Source organism: Streptomyces aurantiogriseus, from assembly GCF_014649375.1.
Taxonomy (GTDB): Bacteria; Actinomycetota; Actinomycetes; order Streptomycetales; family Streptomycetaceae; genus Streptomyces; species Streptomyces aurantiogriseus.
The window spans coordinates 16697-43207 of record NZ_BMSX01000032.1 but is presented as its reverse complement, the minus strand read 5'-3'; the positions used below and the strand labels follow the sequence as shown (position 1 = coordinate 43207).

The following is a 26511-nucleotide window of genomic DNA, read 5'->3' as shown; positions in this document are numbered from 1 at the left end:
CAGCGCCGTACTGGAGGAGCATGGAAGACGGGCCCCAGGCGTGGGAGAAGACGGTTGTGCGCGAGAGAACAGGGGGAGTCGGCACGGGGGACGGCGTGCCGCGTCGACCTTCGGAGGCGAAGCGTGGCATGAGTGCAGTCGGGACGACCGCGGCCGAGGGCGGCGGTCCGACAGGGCCCAGCGGGCTGCTGGACGTGCTGAACGTGGCCTCGGTGGTGCTCGACACCGAGGGCCGCATCGTGCTGTGGAGCCCGCAGGCCGAGGAGCTGTTCGGCTACTCGGCGCGGGAGGCGCTGGGGCGGTACGCGGCGCATGTGATGGTCCACGAGCGGCACTTCGACCTGGTCGTGAAGCTGTTCACGGACGTCATGGCCACCGGCCGCAGCTGGGCGGGCGCGTTCCCCATCCGGTGCAAGGACGGCAGAACACGGCTGGTGGAGTTCCGCAACATGCGGCTCGAGGACGACCAGGGCGACATCTACGCCCTGGGCCTGGCCGCCGACCAGTCGACGGTGCGCCGGCTGGAGCGGGACGTGGCCCTGTCGACGCGGATGGTCACCCAGTCCCCCATCGGCTTCGCCGTCCTGGACACCCGGCTGCGGTACGTCACGGTCAATCCCGCGCTGGAGCTGATCAACGGCGTTCCCGCGGAGGAGCACGTGGGCCGGAGGATCCACGAGGTGCTTCCCATGCTGGACACGGAGGCCCTCGAGTCAGCGGCCCGGGAGGTGCTGCGGACCGGTGTGCCGATCCTCGACCGGTCCACCGTCGGACGCACGCCCGCCGACCCCCACGAGGACCACGCGTGGTCGCTCTCGCTGTACCGCCTGGAAGACTCGCGCGGCACCGTGCTGGGCGTGGCCTTCTCCGTCCTCGACGTCACCGACCAGTACCGGGCGAGCGTCGAGACCGAGGCCGCGCGTCGCCGCCTGGCCCTGGTCGCTGACGCCTCCGCCCGGATCGGGACCACCCTGGACCTCGAACAGACCGCCCGGGAACTGGCCGACGTCGCCGTGCCGGAGCTGGCCGACGTGGCCACGGTGGACCTGCTCGACGCGGTGGTCGCGGGCCGGCGCAGCAGCCTCGGGCCCGCCGAACCGGCCGTGATCCGCGCGCTGGCGGTCCGGGCCGCCGACGGGCCGGACGGGCTCGATGCGGCCGATCCGCCCGGCCAGATCACCCGCTACGCGCCCGACCGCCTCGTGACCGAGTGCGTGCGCACCGGCCGGCCGGTCATGGTGACGCAGGTCAAGGACGAGGACCTGGCACGCATCGCCCGCTCCTCGGAGGCGGCCGGGCTGCTGGAGCAGGCGGGCGTCCACTCGTATCTGGCGGTGCCGCTCATCGCCCGAGGCGAGGTACTGGGCGCCCTGGACCTCAAACGGACCCGCAACCCCGTGCCCTTCGGCCGGGACGACCTGCTGCTCGCCCGCGAGCTGGCCGCCCGCGCGGCCGTGCAGATCGACAACGCCCGCTGGTACCAGAACGCCCGCAGCACCGCGCTCACCCTCCAGCGCAGCCTGCTGCCGAGCCATCCGTCGGTGACCGGAGGCCTGGAGGTGGCCTCCCGCTATCAGCCCGCGGGGGCCACGACCGAGGTGGGCGGCGACTGGTTCGACGTCATCCCGCTGGAGGGCGGCAAGACCGCGCTCGTCGTCGGCGATGTCATGGGCAGCGGCATCGACGCCGCCGCCACCATGGGCCGGCTGCGCACCGCGACGACCACCCTGGCCTCCTTGAACCTCGACCCTGCGGTGCTCCTGGAGCACCTCGACCGGATCACCTCGGGCCTGGACCACTCCATCGCCACCTGCGTGTACGCCGTCCACGATCCCCGTCTCGGCCGGTGCCGCATCGCCAACGCCGGGCACCTGCCGCCCGCGCGGGTACGTCCCGGCCACCCGCCCGAGCTGCTCGATCTGCCCACCGGAGCTCCGCTGGGCGTGGGTGGCGTGGCGTTCTCCACGACCGACGTCGACTTCGCCCCCGGAGACCAACTCGTGCTGTACACGGACGGCCTGGTCGAGACGCGCCGTCACTCCCTCGACGAGCGCCTGGACGCGCTGCTCGCCCTCCTCGACGGCCCGACGCGCCCGCTGGAGGAGATGTGCGACCTGCTCCTGCGCGCGCTGCACCACCCCGACAACCACGACGACGTGGCACTGCTCGTGGCCCGGGCGCGGGAGTGACCACACCAGCAGCGGGGCCTGATGACCTCCGTTCGTATGGAATTGCGAACTTCCAACGGGAGCTGCGGGGATGCGCCGGGCGCAGGTGTTAGGTCTGTCGCGTCGACACGGCGCGCCCCTGGTGCGGTTCCCTTACCTCCTCTTCGGCTGACGGAGGCGCAGGCGGGCGGGCTCGTTTGAACCGAGAGGAAGAAACACCCATGAAGAAGTGTCTCGTGGTGGCCGGGTCCGCGCTGGTGGCGAGTCTCGGGGTAGCGGTGACGGCGCCACCGGCCGTGGCCCAGAAGGCGAACGCGAGCATCGCGTGTGGTGACGCCGCCGGTCTCATCGCCGCCGTGGGCCGGGCGAACGCGCACGGCGGTGTGATCACGCTGGCGAAGCGCTGCACGTACCGCTTCGCGCACGACTTCAACGGTTCGGGCACCGCCCTGCCGGCCATCACCGGCAAGGTCACCATCATGGGTCAGGATTCGGCCCTGGTCCGCTCCTCGCACCACGCGGCCTCGCGTTTCCGCCTGCTCGCGGTCGCCGCCGGAGGCAGCCTCACCCTGCGGGGCACCACGGTGGAGGGCGGTCTCATCATGGGGAACGGCGGCGGGATCAGGAACAGGGGCACGCTGCGGTTGGAACACAGCACGGTCGCCGGCAACTACGCCACCGGCAGGGGCGGTGGCATCTCCAACGAGGGCGGCCACGCCACCCTCGTCAACAGCCGCGTCCTGACGAACGTGGCCAGCAACCCCCCGCGGTTCATCGGCGACGGCGGCGGCATCAACAACAACGCCTCGGGCACCCTCAGGCTCACGAACTCCACGGTGGCCGGCAACACCGCCGACGAGGACGGCGGCGGCATCCTCAACGAGGGCAGGCTGATCGTCGAGGGCAGTCGCATCGCGAACAACGAGGCCCGTGAGGACGACGGCGGCGGCATCAACACCTACGGACATGCCACGATCAGGGACAGCTCGATCACCGAGAACTGGGCCGCCATGGAAGGCGGCGGCCTGGCCAACAGCGAGGACGGGACGGTGGACGTCCAGCGCACCTCCTTCGTCTCCAACCAGGCGGGACACGACGCCGGCGCCCTCAACAACGAAGGCACCGCGACGCTGAGGGACAGCCAGGTCCTGAAGAACCGGGCGGGCCGGAACGGCGGCGGCCTCAACAACGAGCAGGAACCGAGGACGGACACCGCCCGGCTGACGCTCGACCGCACGACGGTCTCGGGGAACCGTGCCAGCGGACAAGGCGGCGGCATCCACAACTGGCCTGGGGCCGTCGTGACGCTCAAGGGCGGCGGGGTCAGCCTGAACAAGCCGAGCAACTGCACCGGAAGAGTGCCCGGTTGTGCCTAGAAGGGCGCAGCCGCGCACAGCCCCGGACAGTTCTGTCGACACAGTCGGCTTACGCGGGGCGCCGCGTGACGTCGTTCCCCCCTGGCCCCACTCGTGGCCCGGGGGAACGACGTCTTCGCGGCCCGGACCGGTGGGACAGAAACTCACAGCTGGCCATTACCCGTTCCTTACCGGGCGCCTCACACAATCACAGCAAGGCGTGTTCCCCCGAGGCTGAGGAGAGTGAGGGGTCATGGACGACCCGGAAGAGGTCGAGGTGCTCTCGGGCCCGGGCGGAGAGGAACCGGAGCGCACGTCACTGCGCGCGCTGTGGCAGCGGCGGTCGGCCCGCGGGCGCGCTGTGATCGCGGCCACGACCGTGGCCGTGCTGGCGCTCGGCGGCACCGTCGCGTACGCCGCGACCTCGGGAGGCTCCTCCGACGCCGCGCCCGGCGCGTCCCCGTCGGCCTCGGCGTCCCAGGACGGGCCCGGCGACCGGCAGGGCCGCGGCGGCCCGTGGTCACGCTTCGGCGGCGAGGGCGTGCACGGCGAGGCGACCGTGAAGGACCGGGACACCGGCGAGTGGGTCGTCCGGAGCTGGCAGCGGGGCACCGTCGAGGAGACCGACGGCGACCGGGTGACCGTCAGGAGTGAGGACGGCACCTCGTGGACATGGACGGTGACCAAGGACACGAAGGTCTTCGCCGACGGCGACTCCACCTCCGGGGCGGACGCCCTGAAGAAGGGCGACACCGTGTACGTCGCCGGGTCCCGATCCGGTGACACGCGGACGGCCGAGCGTGTCCTGTCCGGCACGTTCGAGGACAAGGCCCCGGGTGACCGGCGGTTCGGCTTCCCGGGGCACGGGCCGTGGGGCCGCGACGACCGCTCGCCCAGCCCCTCGGGCAGCGGCGCCACGACCTGACTCCTACCCCCTGGTCCCGATCACCACGTGGGCGTACAGCTCCTCGTCCACGGCCAGACGGGTCGTCAGGCCGCCGCGGGTGAACGCCTCGACGGCGTCCGGTGCCTGACGTTCGCTGGTCTCGACGAGGAGGCAGCCGCCGGGCGCGAGCCACCGCGCCGCCCCGGCGGCGACCCGGCGCAGCACATCGAGTCCGTCGGCGCCTCCGTCGAGGGCAGTGAGGGGCTCGTGGTCACGTGCCTCTGCGGGCAGCAGGGGGACCTCGCCGGTGGGGACGTACGGCACGTTGGCGGCCAGGATGTCGACACGGCCGCGCAGCCGGCCGGGGAGTGCCTCGAACAGGTCGCCCGCGTGGACGTGTCCGCCGTGGGGGGACACATTGCGGCGGGCGCAGCGCACCGCGGCCGGGTCGATGTCGGCGGCGTGCAGCTCGACTTGGCCGAGCGCTGCGGCCAGGGCCGCGCCGACCGCGCCCGAGCCGCAGCACAGGTCCACGACGACGGACGCGTGCGGGGCGTGGGCGAGCGCCTGCGTGACGAGGAACTCGGTGCGGCGGCGGGGCACGAAGACGCCCGGTTCGACGACGACGCGCAGTCCGTGGAACTCCGCCCAGCCGACGACGAGTTCAAGGGGCAGACCGGCCACACGGCGCTCCACCATCGCGGCGAGCTCGTCCGGTGTACGGGCGGTGGCGAGCATCAACTCCGCCTCGTCCTCGGCGAAGACGCACCCGGCGGCGCGCAGCGCGGCGACGACGGCGTCACGGGAAGGAGAGGACGAGGAAGAGGGAGAGGAGGAAGGAAAAGGGAAGGGAGAGGAGGAGGATGAGGGGAACAGTGAGGGCATGGAAGCCGAGAGCCTTTCGGGAGCCGAAGGGCGCTCTCGCGGTCGCCTACCGGCGGCGTTCCGCGCCGTTCTGAGGTGAGAGCACCCGACCTGACACTGCGGTAATGGGTCTCACCCCCTCGGGTCGCTCACGGCTGGGGACCTCCGCAGCCGGCCGCCACCCTACCCCAACTGGCGGACTCCGAGGCCGTGGCGACCTGATGCGCCACTACGGCAACCCCATGAGTCCGAGCTTCGCCACGCCGAGCGGCGAGAACGTCATCGGACCGGTCCAGCCCTGCCGGACAGCGGCGATCTGGGAGGGCACCGGGGTCACCGGGTAGACGGCCCGGCCGCGCGCCCAGTTCGCGAGGAGTCCGTCCGTCGTGTCGACCGCTGAGACCGCCAAGGTGACCGGCGCGCCGCCGTCGCCCCAGGTGTTCCACAGCGCCCAGCCCTCGGCGCGGGGTTCCAACCCGAGGCGTGCGCATGCCTCCTCGTACGTCTCCTCCGTTCCCGCGGGCATCACAGAGGGGCGCAGGACCACCACGCCCACGAGGCGGACGGTGGGCCTGTCCTCCTCATCGGGCAGGCAGCCGTCGCCGGGGAAGTGGTGGTGACGCAGTGCGCGGGCCAGGGCGTTCACGGCCCGCTGCACCTGCGTCGCCTCCTCCGGATCACTTCCGTAGGTCAGCGAGTCCTCGGTCTCGGCCGCGTCCCTGACCGCCCGGGCGAGGCGCTCGATCTCCCGCAAGTGGTCGAGGTCGGAGAGGTCCGGTCGTGGCATGCCCGGCAGTCTCGCACCGTGCGGCATTACGGGTAACCGCTTTTTCCGGCCGTGACCGGGTCGGACTTCACCCCACCGACACCGTCTCCCGCCCCTCCCCCAGCCGCTGCGGAACGCGGGCCGCGAGGAACGCCGTCCTGCGGCGCAGGCGGAAGCCCAGCGACTCGTAGAGGCGGATGGCGTTGGTGTTGGCGGCGCCGGTGTGGAGGAAGGGGATCTCGCCGCGTGCGCGGATGCCGTGGGCGACGGCGAGGATCAGGCGGGTGGCGAGGCCCTGGCCACGGACGGCGGGGTCGGTGCAGACCGCGCTGATCTCGGTCCAGCCGGGCGGGTGAAGGCGTTCGCCCGCCATGGCGACGAGGGCGCCGTCGCGGCGGATGCCGAGGTAGGTGCCGAGCTCAATGGTGCGGGGCTCGAAGGGGCCGGGCTGGGTGCGGGCGACCAGGTCGAGCATCTCGGGGACGTCGGCGGAACCGAGGCGGACCGCCTCCGGGTCCGGTGCGGCGGCCAGCCCGTCGTCCACGAACTGCACGCCCTCGATGCGCAGGGTGATCTCCCAGTCCGACGGGACCTCCCCCCGGAACCCGGGCAACGCAACCTCCGCTCCCGGCCCGGCGAGCGCCGCGAGATCCGCCCAGTCGCGGGCGTCCGGCTCGTCGGGCAGGGCCAGCCAGGGAGACACGTCGACGGGATAGCGCAGCACCCGACCCCGACGCTCGGCGAACCGGGCGTGCGGGCCGGTGAGGGAGGCGAGGGCGGGGTTGTCGAGGACGTGCCGGGACGCGGAGGCGGACGCGGAGTCGGGCACGGACGCGGAAGCAGACGCGAACTGGGACGCGGGGTCGGGCACGGACGCGGAAGCAGCAGCTGGCGCGGGCCCGGAGGCGGGGGCAGACGCGGACCGGGACGCGGGCCCGGGTGCGGACCCGGACGCGGAGGCGAGACCGGACGCGGCGGCGTGCCCAGGCGCGGGAGCAGACACGGACCGGGACACGGACACGGGACCGGGCGCGGACCGGGACGCGGACACCGCAGCGAGCCCGGACGCCGACGCGGGCGTGGGCCTCGGCCCGGACGCCGGCGTGGGCGTGGGCCCGGGTGCTGCGTGGCTCATATCGCGGCTCCGATCTCGATCACGACCTTGCCCCGGGCCTGGCCGTCCTCGATCTCGCGCAGGGCCTCGCCGGTCTCCTCGACGACGCCCGCGACCTCGTTGCCGAGGACCGAGGGGAAGACGCGCTCCCCGGTCTCGCCGGGGCGTCGGTAGCCCGTGCGCAGCTTCCAGTCGACGGGGTTCACCCCCGCCGCGCGCACCGCCACGAGCACCTGGCCGGGCCCGGGACGGGGCCGGTCCACGTCGATGAGCGCCTCGGTCTCCGGACCGCCGTACCGCGTGAAGACATCAGCCTTCGGCATTGCTTCCCCTTTCCTTCGCTGCCGCCGGACCACCGGGTCCGCAACGACTGCTGCAAGGGGGGAGCGACGGGCGGCTATTCCCGGGGCGCTGGAGAGTTCATACGGGCTTAACGATCGTGGGGCCGCCCCGGCGGAGAGCACGGCCGGCGGCCCCGTACGGTTGACGGCGTAAACGATCGTCACGCTCACGCTGGACCCACATGAACGTCACCCGAGGCTTCACCGGACGCCCCCGCGTCGACAACCCGGGGCTGCCGCCCGGTCAGTACGACGCGGGCGACGACTGGCCCGTGCTGTCCGCGGAGGTCACCCCCGACCTCGCGCCCGCCGACTGGACCTTCCGGATCGACGGGCTGGTCGAGCGGCCGCGCACCTGGGACTGGGAGCAGGCGCACGCGCTGCCCGCCTCCGCGTACGAGGGCGACATCCACTGCGTGACCAGCTGGTCGAAGTTCGGCGTGCGGTTCGGGGGCGTGTCGCTGGACGCCTTCCTGGACGAGGTCCGGCCGCAGGCCGCCGCGACCCATGTCGTCGCCTACTCCCACACCGGGTACACCACCAACCTGCCGCTCGCGGATCTGACCGGCGGGCGCGCCTGGATCGCCTTCGCGTACGACGGCGCGCCCCTCGCTCCCGAGCACGGCGGCCCGGCGCGGCTGCTGGTGCCCCATCTGTACTTCTGGAAGAGCGCGAAGTGGATCGCGGGCCTGCGTCTGCTCGACCACGACGAGCCCGGCTTCTGGGAGCAGAACGGCTACCACGCGCGGGGCAACCCCTGGGAGGAGCAGAGGTACTCCGGTGACTGAGACCTCCACTTCCCAGACGGCCTTCGCTCCCCCGACGGCCTTCACTCCCCCGACCCGGTTCGCCGTGCCCGGGCGCATCGCCGTCAGCAGCGGGACGGCGACGGTGTGGCAGACGGCCACGCTCACCGAGATCCGCCGCGAGACCCCGCACGCGGCCACCTTCCGGTTGGCGGTCCCCGCGTGGGCGGGGCATCTGCCGGGGCAGCACCTGATGCTCCGGCTGACCGCCCAGGACGGCTACACGGCCCAGCGCCACTACTCGATCGCGTCCGCACCCGACGACTCCGGGCACATCGAGCTGACCCTGGACCACGTGGCCGGCGGCGAGGTCTCCGGCTGGTTCCACACGGTCGCCGAGCCCGGGGACGAGGTCGAGGTACGCGGCCCGCTCAGCGGCTTCTTCGCCTGGCCCGGCGACCGGCCCGCGCTGCTGATCGGCGCCGGTTCCGGGGTCGTCCCGCTGATGTCGATGGTGCGCCACCACCGGGCGCGGGGCCTTGCCGTGCCGCTGCGGCTGCTGGTGTCCGCGCGGGGCCCGGAGGAGCTGATCTACGCGCGCGAGTACGGCACGGAGACCACGCCGGTGTTCACCCGCAGCGCGCCCGCGGGCGTGCCCGTGGGCCGGCTGACCGCCGCGCATCTGGCGCCGCTGCTCGCCGAGCGGCCGACGGGCGGCTGGGAGGCGTACGTGTGCGGATCCAACGGGTTCGCCGAGCACGCGTCGCGGCTGCTGGTCGAGGCGGGGCAGCCGGTGGACCGGATCCGCATCGAGCGCTTCGGCTGACCCGTTCGCCGCCCTGCGCCACCGTTCGCCGCCCTCCGTCGCCGGTCGGCGCTCTGCGCCACCGTTCGCCGCCCTCCGTCGCCGGTCGGCGCTCTGCGCCACCGTTCGCCGCCCTCCGTCGCCGGTCGTCGCCCTGCGCCACCGACGGGCGCCGCTCACCGCCCGCTTCCAGATGGCACGTTCTCACCCGAACGGGGGTATTTCCTCCATGTGGGCACTCGTCCGCGTGACGGCGAGGAGGTCGACATGCGAACCCGGGTGCGCGGCTGGCGCTGGCGGCGCAATCCTCTGCGGCGCCGGTCGGACGTCGTGGCGGCGTGGACGGCGCTGGTGGTCGCCGTGCTGCTGCTGGTGGGCGCGCCCCTGACGGGTGCCCTGGTGGGCCGGTGGGCCCACGACGACGCGCGGGCGATGGCGGCCGAGCAGCGGGCGGAGCGGCAGCGCGTGCGGGCCGAGGTCGTGGGCCGGCCGCCGGACGCCCTGCCGACGGTGCACGGCGGCCAGGATGACTGGTACCGGGTGGCCGTGCGCTGGACGGAGCCGGGGCAGGGCACGCGGACGGCCACCGCACGGGTCGCGGCCGGTACGCACCAGGGCGATGTGGTCGACGTGTGGTTCGACGCACGGGGGCGGAGCGTCGGCCCGCCGGCGGACGGCACGGCGGTGTGGCAGCACACCGTCACCATGGGCGTCTCCTCGGCGGGCGGCGCGGCCGTCACGGTGCTGCTCGGGCACGCGGTGGTCCGCCGGGTGGCGATGCGGCACCGCCTCGCCGAGTGGGACCGGGAGTGGGCGCGGACGGGCCCGGAGTGGAGCGGGCGCCGCGCGTGAGCTCCCCCGCGTCCATGGCCTGAACGGGGTCTGGCGGGCGCTCCCACCCCCCACGTACCGTGTGATCATTCGTACGGCCACTTAACAAAAGGCGGTTGTTCATGGCCCTGTTCGACCTGTCCCTCGAGGAGCTCCACGAATACCGCAGCGCGTCCACCGAGCCGGAGGACTTCGACGCGTTCTGGTCCAAGACCCTCCAGGAGGCCCGCGAGCACGACCTGGACGCGCGCTTCGAGCCGGTCGACACGGGGCTCGCGACCGTGCAGGTGTACGACGTGACGTTCTCCGGGTTCGGCGGTCACCCCGTGAAGGCCTGGCTGACGCTGCCCGCCGCGGCCGAGGAACCGCTGCCACTGGTGGTGGAGTTCGTCGGCTACGGCGGCGGCCGCGGTCTGCCGCACGAACACCTGCTGTGGGCGTCGACGGGCCGGGCGCACTTCATCATGGACACCCGCGGCCAGGGCAGCGCCTGGGGTGGCGGCGGCGCGACCGCCGACCCGGTGGGCGGCGCGCCGGCGTACCCCGGTTTCATGACGCGGGGCATCGACGCCCCCGAGCACTACTACTACCGCCGGGTCTTCACCGACGCCGTGCGCGCCGTCGAGGCGGCCCGCTCGCATCCGCTGACCGACGCGGCGCGGACGGCGGCGATCGGCTCGAGCCAGGGCGGCGGCATCACGATCGCCGTGGGCGGCCTGGTGCCGGACCTGGTGGCGATCGCCCCGGACGTGCCGTTCCTGTGCGACTTCCCGCGCGCGGCGACGCTGACGGACCGTCACCCGTACCGCGAGATAGGCCTGTTCCTCAAGACGCACCGCGGCCGCACCCAGGACGCGCTGCGCACCCTGTCGTACTTCGACGGCGTGCACTTCGCCTCGCGCGGCTCGGCTCCCGCCCTCTTCTCGGTGGCCCTGGAGGACCAGACCTGCCCGCCGTCGACCGTGTTCGCCGCCTTCAACGCGTGGGCGCACGAGGACAAGGCGATCGAGGTGTACGACTTCAACGACCACGAGGGCGGCGGCCCGTACCACGAGGCGGCCAAGCTGCGCTGGCTGCGGTCGCACGCCTGAGGCAGCCCACATCCTTCCCTCCAGTCCGACCAGTCGGTACGTTCAGGGAGCCCGGACCGCGCCGTCGCGGCCCGGGGTCCCGGCGGATCACGGAGGGCCCATGTCCGAGCACGTGCCACAGGTTCACGGTCACTGCGACGCGCGGTTCGCGGCGGTGCGCGCCGCGTTCGAGGAGAACTTCCGGGAGCGGGGCGAGCTCGGCGCCGCGGTGACCGTCACGGTCGACGGCGTGACCGTGGCCGACCTGTGGGGCGGCTGGGCCGACCAGGCGCGCACGCGCGCGTGGGAGCGGGAGACTCTGGTCAACGTGTGGTCGACGTCGAAGGGGCCGACGGCGCTGTGCGCGCACATCCTGGCCGACCGGGGGCTGCTCGACCTCGACGCTCCGGTGGCCGCTTACTGGCCCGAGTTCGCCGCGGCGGGCAAGGAACGGATCCTCGTCCGGCATCTGCTCTCGCACCGCGCGGGACTGTCCGGGCTGCGCGAGCCGCACACGCTGGAGCAGCTCTACGACTGGGAGCTGACGACCGCGCGTCTCGCGGCGACGGAGCCCTGGTGGGAGCCGGGCACACGGTCCGGCTATCACGCGTTCACGTACGGCTTCCTGGTCGGAGAGGTCGTCCGGCGCGTCTCGGGGCTGCTGCCCGGCGCCTTCCTGGAGCGGGAGGTGACGGGCCCGCTCGGCATCGACTTCCGCCTCGGCCTGCCGGAGAAGGAGGCCGGGCGGGCGGCCGAGCTGGTGCGTCCGCCGGCCGCGTCGAGCAGTGAACAGGCCGCGATCTTCAGCCAGTTGGCGCCCGCGGCCATCGCCGCGCTGGCCAACCCCCTGGCGGGCGCCGATGAGGCCAACTCGCCCGGCTGGCGGGCCGCAGAGATCCCCGCCGCGAACGGCCACGCCACCGCGCGGGCCGTCGCCGCGCTGTACGGCGTCCTCGCCGGCCGGGGTTCCTACGGCGGCCGGCGCATCCTGTCCGCCCAGGCGGCCGAGCGGGTGCGTGAGGGGCAGGGCCGCTGTCGGGACCTGGTGCTGGGCGCCGGCCTCGCGCGCGAGACGGAGCTCGGGCTCGGCCTGTGGCTCAGCGGCCCGAACGGCTCCTACGGGCCCAATCCGCGGGCCTTCGGACACGACGGCTTCGGCGGCTCGTGCGGTCTCGCCGACCCGGAGGCCGGGGTGTCGATGGGGTACGTGATGAACCGCATGGGGCCGCACATCGCGGACGACCCGCGCAAGATGGCGCTGGTGGAGGCCGTGTACAGCGCGGTGTGAGGGGGCCGCGGGGCGGTCCGGTTTCGGCCGATCGGGCCGCCCGCTCTTCCCTGGTGGTTTAGACCAATGCTAGATCTGGTGGCGCACAAGCCCGCACGGCACGTCACCAGGAGGCGCGCGGCATGGCCCGCACCATCCCCCACGACCATCCCATGTACCGGCGGATAGCGAAGGAGTTGCTCGGCGAACTGCGCGACGGCACCATCCCGCCCGGCGAACGCCTGCCCGGAGAGCGGCAGTTGGCGGAGCACTTCGGGGTCAGCCGGGTGACCGTCCGGCAGGCGCTGGAGGTGCTGCGCCGGGACGGACTGGTCGAAACCGACCGGCGCGGCAGCCACGCCGTCCTGCCGGGCACGCCGGTCGCCGCCCCGGCCACCTTCCTCGCCTTTCCCGTGGGCGCCCGGGCGGCGGACGACCCGTCGGCGGTGGAGCAGGCCACGCTGAGCTGGGAGCCTCCCCCGCCCGAGCACGCCGAGGCGCTGGGGCTCGCGCCGCACCGGCCGACGCTGGTCCACCGGTACGAGTCCGCCGCGGCCGACGGACGCGGTCTGCGCGTGGCCGTGACGTCGTTCTCCGCGGTGGCCCTGACGGAGGTCGAGGAACTCGCCCGCTACCACTCCCGCGCCGACACCACCGGATCCCCCCGACTGCGCCGCGCCTACGACTGGATGCGCCGGGCGGGACTGACCCTGCACCACCGGGACTCCCTCACCCTCCACGACGACACGCGCTCGCTGCGGGTGACGCGGCGCGTGCACGACCAGTACGCACGGCCGCTGGAGATCACCGACCTGGCCATGGACGCCCAACAGGAGGAACTGGTCTACGCGTTCACACTCCCCGCGACGGAAGAGCCGCACGCCGGCCGGGACTCTGCACGGTGGGTCCACAGTCGTGCGCTCTGAGTCGCTTCGCGGCCCGCGTCCGCTGTCAGGATCGGGCCATGACGACGCATGACGCGCAGCAGATCGAGGCGGCCAACGCCACCGACCGCACCCCGGTCGTCTTCGTCCACGGCCTGTGGCTCCTGCCGAGCAGCTGGGACCGCTGGGCGACCTACTTCGAGCAGGCCGGCTATGCCCCGGTCCCCCTGTCCTGGCCGGACGACCCGGAGACCGTCGAGGAGGCGAAGGAGCACCCGGAGGTCTTCGCGGGCAAGACGGTCGGGCAGGTCGCCGACCACCTCCAGGAGCTGATCGGCTCCCTCACACGCAAGCCTGCGATCATCGGCCACTCCTTCGGCGGACTCCTCACGCAGATCCTCGCCGGCCGCGGCCTGTCCGCCGCCTCGGTCGCGATCGACCCGGCGCCGTTCCGGGGTGTGCTGCCGCTGCCGATCTCCTCGCTGCGCGCGGCGGCGCCCGTGCTGACCAACCCGGCCAACCGCAACCGGGCCGTGCCGCTCACCTACGACCAGTTCCGCTACTCCTTCGCGAACGCGGTCGGCGAGGAGGAGGCCAGGGAGCTGTACGAGACGTTCGCCGTGCCCGCGCCGGGCGCACCGCTGTTCCAGGCGGCGACCGCGAACCTCAACCCGTGGACGGAGGCCAAGGTCGACACCGAGAACCCGGACCGCGGCCCCCTGCTGATCATCTCGGGCGAGAAGGACCACACGGTGCCGTGGGCGCTCTCCCACGCCTCGTTCAAGAAGCAGCAGCACAACCCGGGGATCACCGAGATCGTCGAGATGAAGGACCGCGGCCACGCCCTGACCATCGACCACGGCTGGCAGGAGGTCGCGGACACGGCCCTGTCGTTCGTACGGCGCTTCGTCTGATCCCTGTCGGCCGGAGCTCGTCGGTCAGGGTCCGGCCGGTCGGAGTCTCGTCGGTCAGCGCACTCGTCGCGCCTCGACCATCCGGACGCGTGGGCTTCCGTCGCTCCTGGTCCCGAACTCGGGCAGGGCCTGGAGATCCACGCGGAATCCGGCGCGCTCCAGTTCCCGGCGCACCTCGCTGAGCCGGAACGCGCGGTAGTACATCACGAACGGCGGCCGCCACAGGGCGTTGCGCACCCGCATCACGGCGTCGAAGCCGAGCAGCATCCAGAAGGCCCGGGAGGCGGGGCGGGGCGGGGCGAGCACCGGGAACGCGAACCGGCCGCCAGGCCGCAGCGCCCCGTGCACCTGCGTGAAGAGCCCCGGGAGCTCGCGGGGCAGGAAGTGCCCGAACGCGCCGAAGCTGACGACGAGGTCGAAGGCGGCCGTGAACGGCAGCGCACGGGCGTCCGCGCGCACCCAGGACACCCGCGGGCCCGCCGGGTGCGCGCGCCGGCGGGCCACGTCGAGCATGCCCGCGCTGAAGTCGACCCCGGTGACACTGCGCCGGCACACGGTCGCCAGCACGTCGACGCCGGCGCCGGTGCCGCAGCACAGGTCGAGTCCGTCGTCGCAGGGGCCCGTCCGGCGCAGGGCCGAGGTCACCGCGGCCAGGACGGAGTCGGGGGTGCGGAAGGGCGTGTGGTCGAACTTCGGCGCGAGCAGGTCGTAGCCGTGCTCGACGGACGACAGCGCCTGGACGGCGAGTTCGCGCAGCGTGGGACCTTCGGGGCTGAACATCGGCGTCAGCCTATCCCTGTGGACACCCTGCCGACAGGCACCTATTCTCATCTGCACCTAGTCAAATAATTGAGTGCTGAGAGGGGCGGTCCGATGCGCGCGTTCCGTGAGGCGGTCGAGGCCGGGGACCTGGCCGCCGTCGAGGCCCTGCTGGCCGAGGACGTGGTGTTCACCAGCCCGGTCGTGTTCAAGCCGTACGCGGGCAAGGCGATCACCGCGGCGATCCTGCGGGGTGTCTTCCGGGTCTTCGAGGACTTGCGGTACGAGCGTGAGCTCACCGGGGCGGACGGCCGTGACCACGCGCTGGTCTTCCGGACCCGGGTGGGCGAGCGGGAACTGAACGGGTGCGACTTCATCCACGTCGACGACAACGGCCTCATCGACGAACTGACGGTGATGGTGAGGCCGTTGTCGGGTGCGCAGGCGCTGGCCGCGGCGATGGGGGCGCAGTTCGAGGAGATCGTGAAGGAGGCGGAGGGACGGGCCGGGTGAGACAGGGGCCTCACCACGAGCCCGCCACCGGACGTCAGCCCTTGAGCGCCTCCAGCGTGGCCCTGCTGTCCGACTTCATCCAGTCGGTCACGTCGTCGAGCTCCGGCGGGTCCTCCTCGTCCTCGTCGTACGAGGACAGATAGACGCTGTAGCTCATCGTGTACGTCATCCAGCCGTCCCGGACGGCGAGGGTGGCGTAGAGGGAACCGCTGGAGGAGCCGCCGGTGGTGTCCTCGCTGACCAGATAGGCCTCGTCGCCCAGGCCCTCGACGGTCTCCACGTCGTAGCCGGAGTGGTTCTCGGCGTAGTTCTTCCACGTGGCCGTGAACTCCGGCCCGGGGTCCGTCTTCTTGTGCAGGTCCACCTGGGTCGAAAGGTAGGCGTCCGCGTAGCTCGACCCGGTCTTCTTCAGGCCGATGCTGCAGTAACTCTCGTCGAGGGCGCTGTCCTTCAGGGAGGTGTGCGTCGGCGAGCCGTCGTCGTCCGGGTACTCCGTCCGGAAGGACGAGTAGTCCGTGTCGGAGCAGAGGTTCGCCGGCGCCGTGTAGCCGCGCAGGTCCGCGTCCCCGGCGGCGCCGATCAGGAAGACGCCGGCCGCCCACGCGGCGGACGCGACGACCGCTCCGACAGCGGCCCACAGGACCGCGCGTCCGGCGCCGCCGGCACCACCGCCGGTACCGCCGGACGAAGGACCGACCACGGAGGGATACGCGGACTGCTGGGCGTACGGATGGCCGACCGGAGGTTGGCCGGGCTGACCGGCCAGGGTCGGTTGTGCGTAGAAGTTCTGCGGGCCCGGTGCCGGCGCGGGCGCCGACGGGGGGAAGCTCCCCGTCCCGCCCGGACCGGGCGACTGCGGATTCGGATACGGATACGCACTCGGCTGCGCCGACGCCTCGGACGGCTGCTCGGGCTGCTGCGAGGGCTTGGGCGGCGTGGACATGACGTGAAGATAGTGCAGCGTTGGTGGTCAAGTCCCTTGACGTCCAGGATCGTTATGGTCTGGGGACATCTGGTGCCGACCGAAGACACCGCGGTCCGGACCAATGCCGGAACCAGGGCATGCCGGTCATGGAACAGGAACAGGCGCCAGGAACAAGCGCACAGGAACAGGCGCACAGGAACAGGCGCACAGGAATAGGCAAGGCCGCTCCGGCGTTCCCCCCTCAAGAAGTGCCGTGCCCCCGTCCCATGGCCACGGCCACATCCCGAGTGCTACGCTCCGGTCAGCACGTGTGTACGCCCCGCTGTGGGCGCCGGTGCTGTTCTCTCTTCAGTCCGCTGGGCCACCCGCCGCTTCCGGCCGGTGCGCCGGCTCTCCCGCACACCTTGTGACCTGCGGTTCCGCTCCGCCCGAGGTGATGCTCTCCGCCGCCGGAGGACGCGCACACACCGTCCCTCCGCCTCGCGGCCTCCCCCTTCCCTCGCATGCCTCATGCCTTCCGTCCTCGAAAGGACCGACCACCATGACCACCACTCTCGAACACCCCCCTGTCCAGCAGTCCCCGGCCCAGCTCGTCACCGGTGTCCTCGACATCGACGGCAACGGGAAGGGGCACCTGCGGGCCGCGCACTGCCTGCCCTCCCCCACCGACCTCCAGGTCCCGCCCGCGCTGATCCGCCGGCTCGGCCTGCGCAAGGGCGACTTCGTCGAAGGGATGCGCGGCGGGCAGCGCGCACTGACCGACGTGGCGCGCGTCAACGGCCGTACGCCACAGGAACTGCGCGAGCGCCGGCACTTCCGCGACCTCACACCCCTGCACCCGCACGAGCGGCTGCGGCTCGAACACCCGGCGGCCGGCCTCGCCGGACGCGTCATCGACCTGCTCGCGCCCGTCGGCAAGGGCCAGCGCGGGCTGATCGTCGCCCCGCCCAAGACGGGCAAGACCGTCCTGCTCCAGCAGATCGCCGCCGCCGTCGCGGGCAACCATCCCGATGCCCGGCTGATGGTGGTGCTGCTCGACGAGCGCCCCGAGGAGGTCACCGACATGCGGCGCTCCGTGCGCGGCGAGGTGTACGCCTCGACCTTCGACCGGGCGCCCAAGCAGCACATCGCCCTCGCCGAACTCGTCGTCGAGCGGGCCAAGCGGCTCGTCGAGGCGGGCGAGGACGTCGTGATCCTGCTCGACTCGCTGACCCGGCTGTGCCGGGCCCACAACAACACGGCCGCCGCCGGGGGCCGCACCCTCAGCGGCGGTGTCGACGCGACCGCGCTCATCGGCCCCAAGCGGTTCTTCGGGGCCGCCCGGGCGGCCGAGGAGGGTGGCTCGCTGACCATCCTCGCCACCGCACTCGTCGACACCGGCTCGCGCGCCGACGACTTCTTCTTCGAGGAGCTGAAGAGCACCGGCAACATGGAGCTCCGCCTCGACCGGGAACCGGCCTCCCGCCGCCTCTTCCCCGCCGTCGACATCAACGCCTCCGGCACCCGCCGCGAGGAACTCCTCCTCTCCTCCGGCGAATTGACCACCCTGCGCGGACTGCGCCGCGCACTGCAGACCCGCGACGGCCAGGCGAACCTCGAGACGCTCCTGGAACGGATGCGGGAGACGCCGGACAACGCGACGTTCCTGCGCCGCATCCAGCCGACGCTGCCGGCGGCCTAGATCACCGCCGCGGGAGGACCCCGGCCCCGCTGCCCCACGGCGACCGCTGCTCCCGGGGCCCTATGGCGCACCCGGCGTGCGGCATCCGGGTGCACGCGGGCGGCGTTCGGCACGGGCAGCGCGGGGAAGGCCAGGTTCGTTTCTACGTTGATCATATGACTATCGGATTTTCTTCCCGGGGCGCTGCCTCGGCCTGCGCTCTCTGCGTGGCAGGCGTTCTGGTCCTCGGGCCGACCGCGGCCGCCGCCCCCGCCGGGCCGGATCCCGGTGCACCTGGCAAGCCCCGGGCGACGCTGCCCCGCCCGGGGCTGCTGTTCCGCTCCGGTACACAGGTCAGACCGCACCGCGAAGCGCCCGAGGTCCCGGACGTCTCCGCGATGTCATGGGTGGTGGCCGACGCCCACACCGGCGAGGTGCTCGCCGCCTCGAACGCCCACCGCAGGCTGCCGCCCGCCAGCACCCTGAAGACCCTGTTCGCCCTCACCGTGCTGCCGGTCCTGCCCGGAGGGACCCCGCACCGGGTGACCGAGGAGGAGCTCAGCGGCATCGGGCCCGGCAGCAGTCTGGTCGGGGTCACCGAGGGGCAGCGGTACCGGGTCGCCGACCTGTGGCGCGGGGTGTTCCTCAACTCCGGCAACGACGCCGTGCACGTCCTGGCCGCGATGAACGGCGGCTGGCGCACCACGGCCGCCCGCATGCAGGCCAAGGCACGGTCCCTGGGCGCCCTGGACACGCGCGTGCTGTCCCCGGACGGGTACGACACCGCGGGCCAGGTGTCCTCCGCGTACGACCTGGCGGTGTTCGGGCGGGCCGGCCTGCGCAACGCCGACTTCGCCCGGTACTGCTCCACCGTGGAGGCGCGGTTCCCCGGAGGCGGCGGATGGACGTACGAGATCGTGAACACCAACCGGCTGCTGACCGGTGCGGACGGTGTCGAACCGTATCCGGGGCTGATCGGCATCAAGAACGGCTACACCAGCGACGCCGGTCACACACTCGTCGCCGCCGCCCGCCGGGGCACGCGCACCCTCGTCGTGACGGTGATGCACCCCCGTGCGGGCGGCGGGTTCAGGGTCTACGAGGAGGCGCGCGAGCTGCTCGACTGGGGGTTCGCGGCAGCCGGGCGGGTCGATCCGGTGGGCTCGCTGGACGCGCTGCGGGCGCCGGCGCGGCCACGTCCGGGGCCCGACGTGGTGGCGCCGGTGGCGGCCGCGGCCGTCGTCGACGACGGGCCCGGCTGGTCGGAGGCGGCCCTCATCGCGGGCGCCGCCGTGCTGGGCGGGGCGACCGTGGCGCTGGTGCTGTGGGCGGCGGGGCGCCGCCCGTCGGGGAAATGACCGGTCGGCAGCCACACGAGCAGGCCGAGAGTGATCCAGGTGTAGAGGTTGCTGCCGAGGAAACCGTCGACGCCGGACGCGTCGTCGAACCACAGCCACACCACGCTGGTGCACAGCACCGCGTACAGGGCGCCCGCGACACGCGGATGCCCGGCGCGGATCAGCACGGCGAAGGAGGGCAGCAGCCAGACCAGGTGGTGCACCCACGTGATGGGGCTGACCAGGCAGGCGGTGAGACCGGTGAGGGCGAAGGCCGCCTGCCAGTCCCCCGCGGCCACCGCCCGCCGGGACCGCCAGGCCCACCCGCACAGCACCAGCACGACCAGCACCGCCCAGACGGGCCGGCTCTCCACGCCCAGCCGGGCCAGGACACCTTGGAGCGACTGGTTGGAGACGTAGTCGAGACGGCCCACCCGGTTCGTGTCCCACAGGGCCCGCGTCCAGTAGAAGCGGGAGGCGTCCGGGGCGACCAGGGCCGCGAACGCCGTGGCCCCGACGGCGACGCCCGTGGCGACGGCGGCCGCGCGACGGCGGCCGGCGACGAGCAGCAGGCCGATGAAGAGCGCCGGTGTCAGCTTGATCGCCGCCGCGAGACCGATGCCGATCCCTGCCCAGCGGCCCCGGCCCGTGGACAGCAGCAGGCAGTCGGTCAGCACCAGGGCCAGCAGCAGGAGGTTCACCTGGCCGAAGCTGAAGGTGTCCCGCAGCGGTTCGAACAGGGCGAGGGCGCAGGCGGCGAGGGCGACGCCGTACCAGCCGTAGCGGCGCCATCCCGGGCCGGTCAGGACGCGGGCGGCGACGGTGAGGGCCGTCAGATTGAGCAGCAGGGCCGCCGCGATCGCCGTGTGCAGTCCGACCAGCGCCATCGGCAGCATGGCGACGGCCGCGAACGGCGGGTAGGTGAAGCCGTACGGCGTACCCGGCACGCGGTAGTCGTAGACACGGCCGCCGTCGTGGATCCAGGTGTTGACGGTGCCGTAGTAGACGCGCAGGTCGAACCAGTCGCGCAGCAGCGGGACCGTCGCGGTGAAGACGGTGACGGCGGTGGCGAGGGCGAGGATCAGGAGGAGGCGGCCGCGATCGGTGCGGGGTGGTCTCATGCCGTACGCCCCAGGGCCGTCGGGGCCTGTGCCGCGAGGTGGGCCTGCCACAGGACGACGACCGCGAGCGCGCCGCCGGAGACCGCGAGGAGCAGGCGGCCCGCGTCGGCCGGTCCGCCGTCGGGGAGGGCGGCCAGGGCGAGAACCCCGGCCACGGCCGCCATCCGGTGCCGTACGGAGGTGCTGGGGGCCGCGGCGGCGATGAGGAACAGGCCCCACAGGGCGTACCAGGGGCGGATCGCCGGGCCGAAGGCGGCGACCGTCGCGAGGCTCAGGCCCAGCGCGTACACCGGGCGCGGACGCAGCCGCCACCATATGACGACCAGGGCGACGGCGGTGACGGCGAGGCCCAGTGCGTGCCAGACGGGGACGGCCAGCGGGGCCAGGTCGCTGCCGAGGGTCTCCAACAGGGCGCGGGTGGCACGGCCGAGGAGGCTGGTGAGGGCCCAGTTCTGCGGGGAGACCGGGGTGTCGAGGGCGCCTATCCAGCCGTAGCCGGTGCCCGCGACGGCGGTCGCGGTGACCGTGGTGACGGCGGAGGCCGCCGTGGTGGTCAGGACGGCACGCAGCCAGTGGTGGCCCGCGCGCAGTTGGAGGACCAGGACGGCGGCGAGACCGAGGGCGGCGGGTGCCTTGACCAGGGCGGCGAGGGTGACGAGGACGGCGCCGAGGACCGGGCGGCGGCCGAGGGCGGCGACCAGGCCGACGCCGAGCAGGCCCAGCATGATCGCGTCGTTGTGGGCGCCGGCCACCAGATGCAGCAGGACCAGCGGGTTGAGGGCGCCCAGCCACAGCGCGGCGGCCGGGTCGGCGCCGCTGTGCCGGGCCAGTCGGGGCAGGGCGGCGGCCATCAGCGCGACCCCGCAGAGCGCGACGCATCGCATGCCGACCAGCCCGGCGGGGAGTTCGCCGCTGGTCAGAGCGGACAGGGCGGCCGCGACGGCGAGAAACACCGGGCCGTAGGGGGCGCCGGTGTGCTGCCACAGCGGGGCGACCTCCTCGGCGAGCGGGCCGCCGAGCCGGGCCGGGCCGTGCGCGTACACGTCCATGTGCGCGTCGACCATCGCGCCCTGGGCCAGATAGCTGTAGACGTCCCGGCTGAACAGCGGCGGCGCGATCAGCAACGGCGCCGCCCACACGGCGAGCACCAGCACCAGGGCGCGTGGAGTGGGCGGGTCGCCGCCGCGCACCAGACGGCCGAGCAGCACCCAGGCCGCGGTCAGCAGCACCAGCCCGAAGTACACGCCGACCAGGCCGAGTACGGCGTGCGGCGAGGACGGGGCGAGGAGCTCGCGGGCGGGCAGCGCACCGGCCGTCTCACCGCCCAGCGCGAGACAGGCGGTGCCGGCCAGGCCCAGCACCTGACAACGACGGACATCGACGGGGAAAGCCATGGCCAACACTCAGTCAGCGTGTCCAGGCCGGGTGGCCGGAAAGCGACGTTCCGCCCTACAGGCGGCGGCCTGCGCGTGACCGCCGTGTGAGCGTTCCGGAGCGGTCAGAGGAACCGGGGGCTGAACACGGGTCCGGACGACTTCACCCGGCCCCGGTCGCCCCGCAGCCAGGTGCCGCGGACGGCCGTGACGAAGTCCGTGAGCCGCTCGACGGGGTCCGCGGGTGTCTCGCCGTCGCCCTGGTCGGGCGTCGGGTCGGCGGCCACGATCTCCGCGGCGATCTCCTCGTCGGGCCGCTCGTCGGGCTCGCCCGGCTCCACGCCGCCGTCGGCACTCTGCCGCAGCCCCGCGCCCCAGGGCGCCACGACCGACTGGTGCAGCAGCGTGACGCTGTCGGGGGTGACCGCCGGTGTGTCGGTCCAGCAGCTCGCGTGCTCGTGGAGCACCTGGCCCGGGACACGGTCGAACAACTGGCCGATGATCTCCGGGCCCTGGTCGGCGCCGGCCGTCTCGTTCAGGTCGTAGGCGATGACGACGGTGTCCTGGCGTGCCGCGTCGAAGGGCTCCGCCGGGAGGTCGAGGATCTGTGCGGCGGCCAGGCCCAGGATGCGGCTGCCGCGGTCGGGCAGCAGGGACACCGATCGCGGCCGCACCTCGGCGGCCTCCAGCACCGCCTTCAGCCGCAGCAGGCCCCGCAGGCAGGTGTCGTGGGTGTCCTGGAGGAAGGCGAACCGGCCGGCCATCCCCGCGCCGAAGCCGTACGGGGACAGGGTGCCGAGCACGGTGCCGCCGATGACGTACTGCCAGCCGCGGACGTCCGTGCGGTCCAGCGTGCTCGCGTGCTCGGCGCACTCGGCCCTGCGCAGGACACGGTTCTGGCGGTCGCGGGCCGGCAGCCACATGTCGTCGTCCGGGGCCGGGAGCAGGGCGTGGTGGCGGCGGGCCAGCTCCAGGTCGCCCGCCAGGACCGCGTTGAAGACCAGCAGGTAGCGGTCCGGCCACTCCGCGAACCTCTCCTCGTGCGCGACCAGCACGTCGGCGGCCTCGCGGTGCCGGCTCTCGTCCTCGTACGCCGAGACCAGCTCACGCAGGGCCGACAGGGCGCCCGGCGCCAGACGCAGGGCCTCACGCAGCGGGGGTATCGCGAGGTAGGACACGCCGCGTTCCACGCACGCGTACCCGAAGTCGTAGAGGGCCTGCGCCGTGCCGGGCTGGGCCGCCAGCGCGCCGGCGGCCTGCCGGAGATCGTCGAAGCCGGCCGCCTCCGCGGCCCGTCCGACCACGAGGGCGACCTCCGCGAGGGGCTGGGGCTCGGGGGCCTGCCGCAACTGGCGCAAAGCGCCGGGGACATCGCCTTCGTCGAGACGCTCCCAGGCCTTGAACAGTTCGGGGGAACTGGGGCGGCGGAGCTTGCGCGAGAACATGCGGAGGATCTTCGCCGGTGGGCGGGTGCGGCCTCAACTGCATTAAGCGGTGGGGGACGTTGAGTATCCGTACTCAGGACGCCGCGTCGTGCGGCGGCCAGGCTGGAGCCATGACCACGGCATCCACCTTCGCCGCCCCTCGGCCGTCCACCCGTCTGCATCCCGTGGCGGACGTCTTCCTCGCGCTCGTGCTGCTCGCGGCGGACGCCGTGGCCGCGCTGATCGCCTGCCTCTGGGGTCTGGACGCGGCGGGGTTCGAGTTCTTCGGCTCCGACGGCAACTCGACGGTCAGCTTCACCACGGCCGGTGTGTATCTCTCCGTCGTGGGCCTCCTCGTGCTGGCCACGGCGTTTCTCGCCGGGCGGGGGCGGGCCTACGTCACCGCCGTCCTGCAGGCCGCCGCGGGGGCCGTGCTGCTGCTCACCGCGGGGTTCGGGCTGAGCGAGCAGTACCGCGAGGACCATCCGCCCGTGCCCGAGCCCGGTTACAGCGGTCCCCAGTCGCAGTGTCTGTCCGGTGGCGACACCAGCGAGTGCAACGGTTCCTGAGGGACACTCAGGACAAGCGGGGATCTGCAGGAGAAGAGGGGCGCTCAGAAGACCGACAGGCCCGTCATCGTCGTGAAGCGGTCCAGAGCCGCCACCCCCGCCACCGAGTTGCCGCGTTCGTCCAGGCCCGGGCTCCACACGCACAGCGTGCAGCGGCCGGGGACGACCGCGATGATGCCGCCGCCGACACCGCTCTTGCCGGGGAGGCCGACGCGGTAGGCGAACTCGCCGGCCGCGTCGTAGGTGCCGCAGGTCAGCATGACGGCGTTGACCTGTTTGGCCTGGCTGCGGGTGAGCAGGCGGGTGCCGTCGGCGCGGACGCCGTGGCGGGCGAGGAAGGTGGTGGCCAGGGCGAGGTCGGCGCAGGAGGCGGTGATCGAGCACTGGTGGAAGTACTGGTCCAGGAGGACCGGTACCGGGGTGTCGATGTTGCCGTAGGACGCCATGAAGTGGGCGAGGGCGGCGTTGCGGTCACCGTGCGCGGACTCCGAGGCGGCGACGTCCTGGTCGAAGTCGAGGGCGGGGTTGCCGCTCTCGGCGCGCAGGAACGACAGGAGTTCGCCGGCCGCGTCTCCGGTACGGGTGTGGAGGCGGTCGGTGACGACCAGGGCGCCCGCGTTGATGAAGGGATTGCGCGGGATGCCGTTCTCGTACTCCAGCTGGACCAGGGAGTTGAAGGGGTTTCCGGACGGCTCGCGGCCCACGTGCTCCCAGAGTTCGTCGCCCTCGCGAGCCAGGTCGAGGGCGAGGGTGAAGACCTTGGTGATGGACTGCGTGGAGAACGGCTCGCGCCAGTCCCCCACGCCGTACACCGTGCCGTCCAGTTCCGCGACGGCCATGCCGAAGCGGCGGGGGTCGCGGGCGGCGAGCGCCGGGATGTAGTCGGCGGGCCGGCCGCGGCCGGGGGTGCGCTCCATCTCCTCGGCGATGCGCTCCAGGACCGGCCGGAAGGTGAGGGACGACGTCGTTGTCATGATCGCCATTGTGCCTCCTCCCGGCCGGTCCTGATGCGTCACCGCAGGTCAGAGCTGGTTACTACGCAAGGGGTGAGCCGCTGCCCGCGACGACCTCGGGGCGGAGCAGGTCGGCGAGCCGCTCGGCGGGCAACAGGCCCTTCTCCAGGACGAGTTCGGCCACACCGCGGCCGGTGACGAGGGCCTCTTTGGCGATGTCGGTGGCGGCCGTGTACCCGATGTGCGGGTTGAGGGCGGTGACCAGCCCGATGGAGTTCTCGACCGTGGCGCGCAGCACGTCCGTGTTCGCGGTGATGCCGGCCACGCAGCGCTCGGCCAGGGTGAGGCAGGCCGCGCGCAGATGGGTGATCGACTCCGACAGCGAGTGCAGGATGATCGGTTCGAAGGCGTTGAGCTGGAGCTGTCCGGCCTCGGCGGCCATGGTGATGGTGACGTCGTTGCCGATCACCTCGAAGGCGACCTGGTTGACGACCTCGGGGATCACCGGGTTGACCTTGCCGGGCATGATGGACGAACCGGCCTGCACCGGCGGCAGGTTGATCTCACCGAGGCCGGCGCGGGGCCCGGAGGACAGCAGGCGCAGGTCGTTGCAGCTCTTCGACAGCTTCACGGCGATCCGCTTGAGCACGCCGGACATCTGGACGAAGGCGCCGCAGTCCTGGGTGGCTTCGACCAGGTTGGCGGCGGTGACGAGCGGCAGGCCGGTGATCTCGGCGAGGTGGCGGCGGGCCGACTCGGCGTATCCGGCGGGGGCGTTGAGACCCGTGCCGATGGCCGTGGCACCGAGGTTGATCTCGTGGATCAGCTCGACGGCCTCGGCAAGACGGCTGCGGTCCTCGTCCAGCATGACGGCGAACGCCGAGAACTCCTGGCCGAGGGTCATCGGCACCGCGTCCTGGAGCTGGGTGCGGCCCATCTTCAGCACGTCACGGAACTCGACGGCCTTACGGGCGAAGGCATCCTGCAGGACGGCCATCGCCTTCAGCAGACCGCGCACCGCGAACACCGTCGCGATCTTGACGGCGGTCGGGTAGACGTCGTTCGTCGACTGGCCGAGGTTGACGTCCTCGTTGGGGTGCAGGTGGCCGTACTGCCCCTTCTCGTGCCCCAGCAGCTCAAGCGCCCGGTTGGCGACGACCTCGTTGGCGTTCATGTTGGTCGACGTGCCGGCGCCGCCCTGGACGACGTCCACGACGAACTGCTCGTGCAGCTTGCCGGCGCGGATCTCGCGGCAGGCGGCGGCGATCGCGGCGGCCTTCTCGGGCGCCAGCAGACCGAGTTCCTCGTTGGCGAGGGCGGCGGCCTCCTTGACGGCGGCGAGGGCGTCGATCAGGTGCGGGTAGGCGGAGATCGGGGTGCCGGTGATCGGGAAGTTCTCGGTGGCGCGCAGGGTGTGAATGCCCCAGTACGCGTCGGCCGGGACGTCCCGGTCTCCGAGCAGGTCGTGTTCGCTGCGGGTGACGGCGGCGGTCATGAGGGTGCGGCCTCTTTCTGGGGCGAGGGTGAGGGTGGGAGGAGGGAAGGGGAGCTGTCGGGACGGTGGCCGGCTCGGGCGGTACGAGGTGACGCCCGCCCGAGCCGACCGGACACCGGCCCGGCGGGTGACCGGGACGGCGGTTCAGGTCCGGCCCCGCACCGGCGGGGGCCGGGTGACACAGCCCACCGCGGTGCACGGCACTGGCGGCGGCCGGAGCCATGAGGTGCCGGCCGGCCACCGCCGACTCGCACCGTCCGACCTCGCCGACCACCGGAGGCGTCACACGCAGGCTGCCGCCCCCGGCCCACGGCGATCCAGCGGCCCGGACGGCCGGAGCCGGGTCGGCCCGTGATGGCTCCAGCCGTCGG

The 26511-nt window shown here is 73.0% G+C and carries 23 protein-coding genes and 2 pseudogenes; 14 read left to right on the top strand and 11 right to left on the bottom strand.

What is annotated here, in order from left to right:
• Positions 1-128: 128 nt before the first annotated feature.
• The 3 genes from IE263_RS42470 (at position 129) to IE263_RS42460 (ending at position 4448) form a co-directional block, all read left to right on the top strand.
• Positions 129-2189, top strand: coding sequence for a SpoIIE family protein phosphatase (locus IE263_RS42470; RefSeq protein ID WP_189943477.1), 2061 nt, complete (start codon positions 129-131; stop codon positions 2187-2189).
• 200 nt (positions 2190-2389) lie between these two features.
• Positions 2390-3544, top strand: coding sequence for a hypothetical protein (locus tag IE263_RS42465; protein ID WP_189943476.1), 1155 nt, complete (start codon positions 2390-2392; stop codon positions 3542-3544).
• Positions 3545-3776: 232 nt separating this feature from the next.
• A complete protein-coding gene (locus tag IE263_RS42460) occupies positions 3777-4448 on the top strand; it encodes a DUF5666 domain-containing protein (protein WP_189943475.1) in 672 nt (223 codons plus the stop codon).
• 3 nt (positions 4449-4451) lie between these two features.
• Here the strand turns inward: IE263_RS42460 and IE263_RS42455 are convergent, their stop codons facing one another.
• The 4 genes and pseudogenes from IE263_RS42455 to IE263_RS42440 form a co-directional block, all read right to left on the bottom strand.
• A complete protein-coding gene (locus tag IE263_RS42455; RefSeq protein WP_189943474.1) occupies positions 4452-5294 on the bottom strand; it encodes a putative protein N(5)-glutamine methyltransferase in 843 nt (280 codons plus the stop codon).
• A 208-nt stretch (positions 5295-5502) separates the two neighbouring features.
• Positions 5503-6060, bottom strand: coding sequence for a hypothetical protein (locus tag IE263_RS42450; RefSeq protein ID WP_189943473.1), 558 nt, complete (start codon positions 6058-6060; stop codon positions 5503-5505).
• A 67-nt stretch (positions 6061-6127) separates the two neighbouring features.
• Positions 6128-6868 carry a GNAT family N-acetyltransferase gene (locus tag IE263_RS42445; protein ID WP_189943472.1) on the bottom strand — a complete coding sequence of 247 codons (741 nt, stop codon included), beginning with the start codon at positions 6866-6868 and terminating at the stop codon, positions 6128-6130.
• 365 nt (positions 6869-7233) lie between these two features.
• Positions 7234-7476: pseudogene (locus IE263_RS42440) on the bottom strand (alcohol dehydrogenase catalytic domain-containing protein); the annotation flags it as partial.
• Positions 7477-7676: 200 nt separating this feature from the next.
• Between IE263_RS42440 and IE263_RS42435 the strand changes: the two are divergent.
• The 7 genes from IE263_RS42435 to IE263_RS42405 all read left to right on the top strand — a co-directional run bounded on the left by IE263_RS42435 (position 7677) and on the right by IE263_RS42405 (position 14011).
• A complete protein-coding gene (locus IE263_RS42435) occupies positions 7677-8282 on the top strand; it encodes a sulfite oxidase-like oxidoreductase (protein ID WP_189943471.1) in 606 nt (201 codons plus the stop codon).
• On the top strand, positions 8275-9066 hold the full coding sequence (locus IE263_RS42430) for a ferredoxin reductase (protein ID WP_189943470.1): 792 nt from the start codon (positions 8275-8277) through the stop codon (positions 9064-9066). The genes IE263_RS42435 and IE263_RS42430 overlap by 8 nt, the downstream gene beginning before the upstream one ends.
• Before the next feature lie 246 nt (positions 9067-9312).
• Positions 9313-9897: an Rv1733c family protein gene (locus tag IE263_RS42425; RefSeq protein WP_189943469.1), complete on the top strand. Its 585-nt coding sequence runs from the start codon at positions 9313-9315 to the stop codon at positions 9895-9897.
• 101 nt (positions 9898-9998) lie between these two features.
• Entirely contained in the window at positions 9999-10967 is a 969-nt protein-coding gene (locus tag IE263_RS42420; protein WP_189943468.1) for an acetylxylan esterase, read from the top strand.
• Positions 10968-11067: 100 nt separating this feature from the next.
• Positions 11068-12234, top strand: a complete 1167-nt coding sequence (locus IE263_RS42415; RefSeq protein ID WP_189943467.1) for a serine hydrolase domain-containing protein — start codon at positions 11068-11070, stop codon at positions 12232-12234.
• Between the two features lie 122 nt (positions 12235-12356).
• Positions 12357-13139, top strand: a complete 783-nt coding sequence (locus IE263_RS42410; RefSeq protein ID WP_189943466.1) for a GntR family transcriptional regulator — start codon at positions 12357-12359, stop codon at positions 13137-13139.
• Positions 13140-13177: 38 nt separating this feature from the next.
• Positions 13178-14011 (top strand): alpha/beta hydrolase, encoded by an 834-nt coding sequence (locus tag IE263_RS42405; protein ID WP_189943465.1) that lies wholly within the window; start codon positions 13178-13180, stop codon positions 14009-14011.
• A gap of 54 nt (positions 14012-14065) precedes the next feature.
• On the opposite strand, the gene IE263_RS42400 is transcribed toward IE263_RS42405, so the two are convergent.
• On the bottom strand, positions 14066-14791 hold the full coding sequence (locus tag IE263_RS42400) for a class I SAM-dependent methyltransferase (protein WP_189943464.1): 726 nt from the start codon (positions 14789-14791) through the stop codon (positions 14066-14068).
• A 93-nt stretch (positions 14792-14884) separates the two neighbouring features.
• On the opposite strand from IE263_RS42400, the gene IE263_RS42395 reads away from it, so the two are divergent.
• Positions 14885-15283 carry a nuclear transport factor 2 family protein gene (locus IE263_RS42395; protein ID WP_189943463.1) on the top strand — a complete coding sequence of 133 codons (399 nt, stop codon included), beginning with the start codon at positions 14885-14887 and terminating at the stop codon, positions 15281-15283.
• A 34-nt stretch (positions 15284-15317) separates the two neighbouring features.
• Here the strand turns inward: IE263_RS42395 and IE263_RS42390 are convergent, their stop codons facing one another.
• Complete coding sequence (locus IE263_RS42390; protein WP_229911469.1) at positions 15318-16226, bottom strand: hypothetical protein; 909 nt, start codon at positions 16224-16226, stop codon at positions 15318-15320.
• 523 nt (positions 16227-16749) lie between these two features.
• On the opposite strand from IE263_RS42390, the gene rho reads away from it, so the two are divergent.
• The gene (gene rho / locus IE263_RS42385; RefSeq protein WP_189943462.1) at positions 16750-17889 is read left to right on the top strand and encodes a transcription termination factor Rho; all 1140 of its coding nucleotides are present in this window, start codon (positions 16750-16752) and stop codon (positions 17887-17889) included.
• Positions 17890-17951: 62 nt separating this feature from the next.
• Positions 17952-18878 (top strand): annotated as a pseudogene (locus tag IE263_RS42380) (D-alanyl-D-alanine carboxypeptidase family protein); the annotation flags it as partial.
• An 86-nt stretch (positions 18879-18964) separates the two neighbouring features.
• Here the strand turns inward: IE263_RS42380 and IE263_RS49845 are convergent.
• The 3 genes from IE263_RS49845 to IE263_RS42365 form a co-directional block, all read right to left on the bottom strand.
• Positions 18965-20326: a glycosyltransferase 87 family protein gene (locus IE263_RS49845; RefSeq protein ID WP_189943461.1), complete on the bottom strand. Its 1362-nt coding sequence runs from the start codon at positions 20324-20326 to the stop codon at positions 18965-18967.
• Positions 20323-21720, bottom strand: coding sequence for a polyprenol phosphomannose-dependent alpha 1,6 mannosyltransferase MptB (gene mptB / locus IE263_RS42370; RefSeq protein WP_189943460.1), 1398 nt, complete (start codon positions 21718-21720; stop codon positions 20323-20325). The genes IE263_RS49845 and mptB overlap by 4 nt, the downstream gene beginning before the upstream one ends.
• 104 nt (positions 21721-21824) lie before the next feature.
• The gene (locus IE263_RS42365) at positions 21825-23144 is read right to left on the bottom strand and encodes a tetratricopeptide repeat protein (protein ID WP_189943459.1); all 1320 of its coding nucleotides are present in this window, start codon (positions 23142-23144) and stop codon (positions 21825-21827) included.
• A 110-nt stretch (positions 23145-23254) separates the two neighbouring features.
• Here IE263_RS42365 and IE263_RS42360 point away from each other — a divergent pair, with 110 nt between their 5' ends.
• Positions 23255-23692, top strand: a complete 438-nt coding sequence (locus IE263_RS42360; protein ID WP_189943458.1) for a DUF6234 family protein — start codon at positions 23255-23257, stop codon at positions 23690-23692.
• 44 nt (positions 23693-23736) lie between these two features.
• Here IE263_RS42360 and IE263_RS42355 read toward each other — a convergent pair whose 3' ends face one another.
• Both IE263_RS42355 and aspA read right to left on the bottom strand, forming a co-directional pair.
• Positions 23737-24675: a glutaminase gene (locus IE263_RS42355; RefSeq protein WP_189943457.1), complete on the bottom strand. Its 939-nt coding sequence runs from the start codon at positions 24673-24675 to the stop codon at positions 23737-23739.
• Between the two features lie 52 nt (positions 24676-24727).
• On the bottom strand, positions 24728-26140 hold the full coding sequence (gene aspA / locus IE263_RS42350; protein ID WP_189943456.1) for an aspartate ammonia-lyase: 1413 nt from the start codon (positions 26138-26140) through the stop codon (positions 24728-24730).
• Positions 26141-26511 lie beyond the last annotated feature (371 nt).

Bases quoted from the DNA above. Each gene is read 5' to 3' on its own strand.
- IE263_RS42400 (WP_189943464.1), bottom strand. From the start codon at position 14,791: ATGTTCAGCCCCGAAGGTCCCACGCTGCGCGAACTCGCCGTCCAGGCG.
- IE263_RS42360 (WP_189943458.1), top strand. From the start codon at position 23,255: ATGACCACGGCATCCACCTTCGCCGCCCCTCGGCCGTCCACCCGTCTG.
- IE263_RS42470 (WP_189943477.1), top strand. From the start codon at position 129: ATGAGTGCAGTCGGGACGACCGCGGCCGAGGGCGGCGGTCCGACAGGG.
- IE263_RS42420 (WP_189943468.1), top strand. From the start codon at position 9,999: ATGGCCCTGTTCGACCTGTCCCTCGAGGAGCTCCACGAATACCGCAGC.
- IE263_RS49845 (WP_189943461.1), bottom strand. From the start codon at position 20,326: ATGAGACCACCCCGCACCGATCGCGGCCGCCTCCTCCTGATCCTCGCC.
- mptB (WP_189943460.1), bottom strand. From the start codon at position 21,720: ATGGCTTTCCCCGTCGATGTCCGTCGTTGTCAGGTGCTGGGCCTGGCC.
- IE263_RS42390 (WP_229911469.1), bottom strand. From the start codon at position 16,226: ATGTCCACGCCGCCCAAGCCCTCGCAGCAGCCCGAGCAGCCGTCCGAG.
- IE263_RS42465 (WP_189943476.1), top strand. From the start codon at position 2,390: ATGAAGAAGTGTCTCGTGGTGGCCGGGTCCGCGCTGGTGGCGAGTCTC.
- IE263_RS42460 (WP_189943475.1), top strand. From the start codon at position 3,777: ATGGACGACCCGGAAGAGGTCGAGGTGCTCTCGGGCCCGGGCGGAGAG.
- IE263_RS42410 (WP_189943466.1), top strand. From the start codon at position 12,357: ATGGCCCGCACCATCCCCCACGACCATCCCATGTACCGGCGGATAGCG.
- IE263_RS42435 (WP_189943471.1), top strand. From the start codon at position 7,677: ATGAACGTCACCCGAGGCTTCACCGGACGCCCCCGCGTCGACAACCCG.
- IE263_RS42395 (WP_189943463.1), top strand. From the start codon at position 14,885: ATGCGCGCGTTCCGTGAGGCGGTCGAGGCCGGGGACCTGGCCGCCGTC.
- IE263_RS42365 (WP_189943459.1), bottom strand. From the start codon at position 23,144: ATGTTCTCGCGCAAGCTCCGCCGCCCCAGTTCCCCCGAACTGTTCAAG.
- IE263_RS42425 (WP_189943469.1), top strand. From the start codon at position 9,313: ATGCGAACCCGGGTGCGCGGCTGGCGCTGGCGGCGCAATCCTCTGCGG.
- rho (WP_189943462.1), top strand. From the start codon at position 16,750: ATGACCACCACTCTCGAACACCCCCCTGTCCAGCAGTCCCCGGCCCAG.
- IE263_RS42415 (WP_189943467.1), top strand. From the start codon at position 11,068: ATGTCCGAGCACGTGCCACAGGTTCACGGTCACTGCGACGCGCGGTTC.
- IE263_RS42455 (WP_189943474.1), bottom strand. From the start codon at position 5,294: ATGCCCTCACTGTTCCCCTCATCCTCCTCCTCTCCCTTCCCTTTTCCT.
- IE263_RS42405 (WP_189943465.1), top strand. From the start codon at position 13,178: ATGACGACGCATGACGCGCAGCAGATCGAGGCGGCCAACGCCACCGAC.
- IE263_RS42450 (WP_189943473.1), bottom strand. From the start codon at position 6,060: ATGCCACGACCGGACCTCTCCGACCTCGACCACTTGCGGGAGATCGAG.
- aspA (WP_189943456.1), bottom strand. From the start codon at position 26,140: ATGACCGCCGCCGTCACCCGCAGCGAACACGACCTGCTCGGAGACCGG.
- IE263_RS42355 (WP_189943457.1), bottom strand. From the start codon at position 24,675: ATGGCGATCATGACAACGACGTCGTCCCTCACCTTCCGGCCGGTCCTG.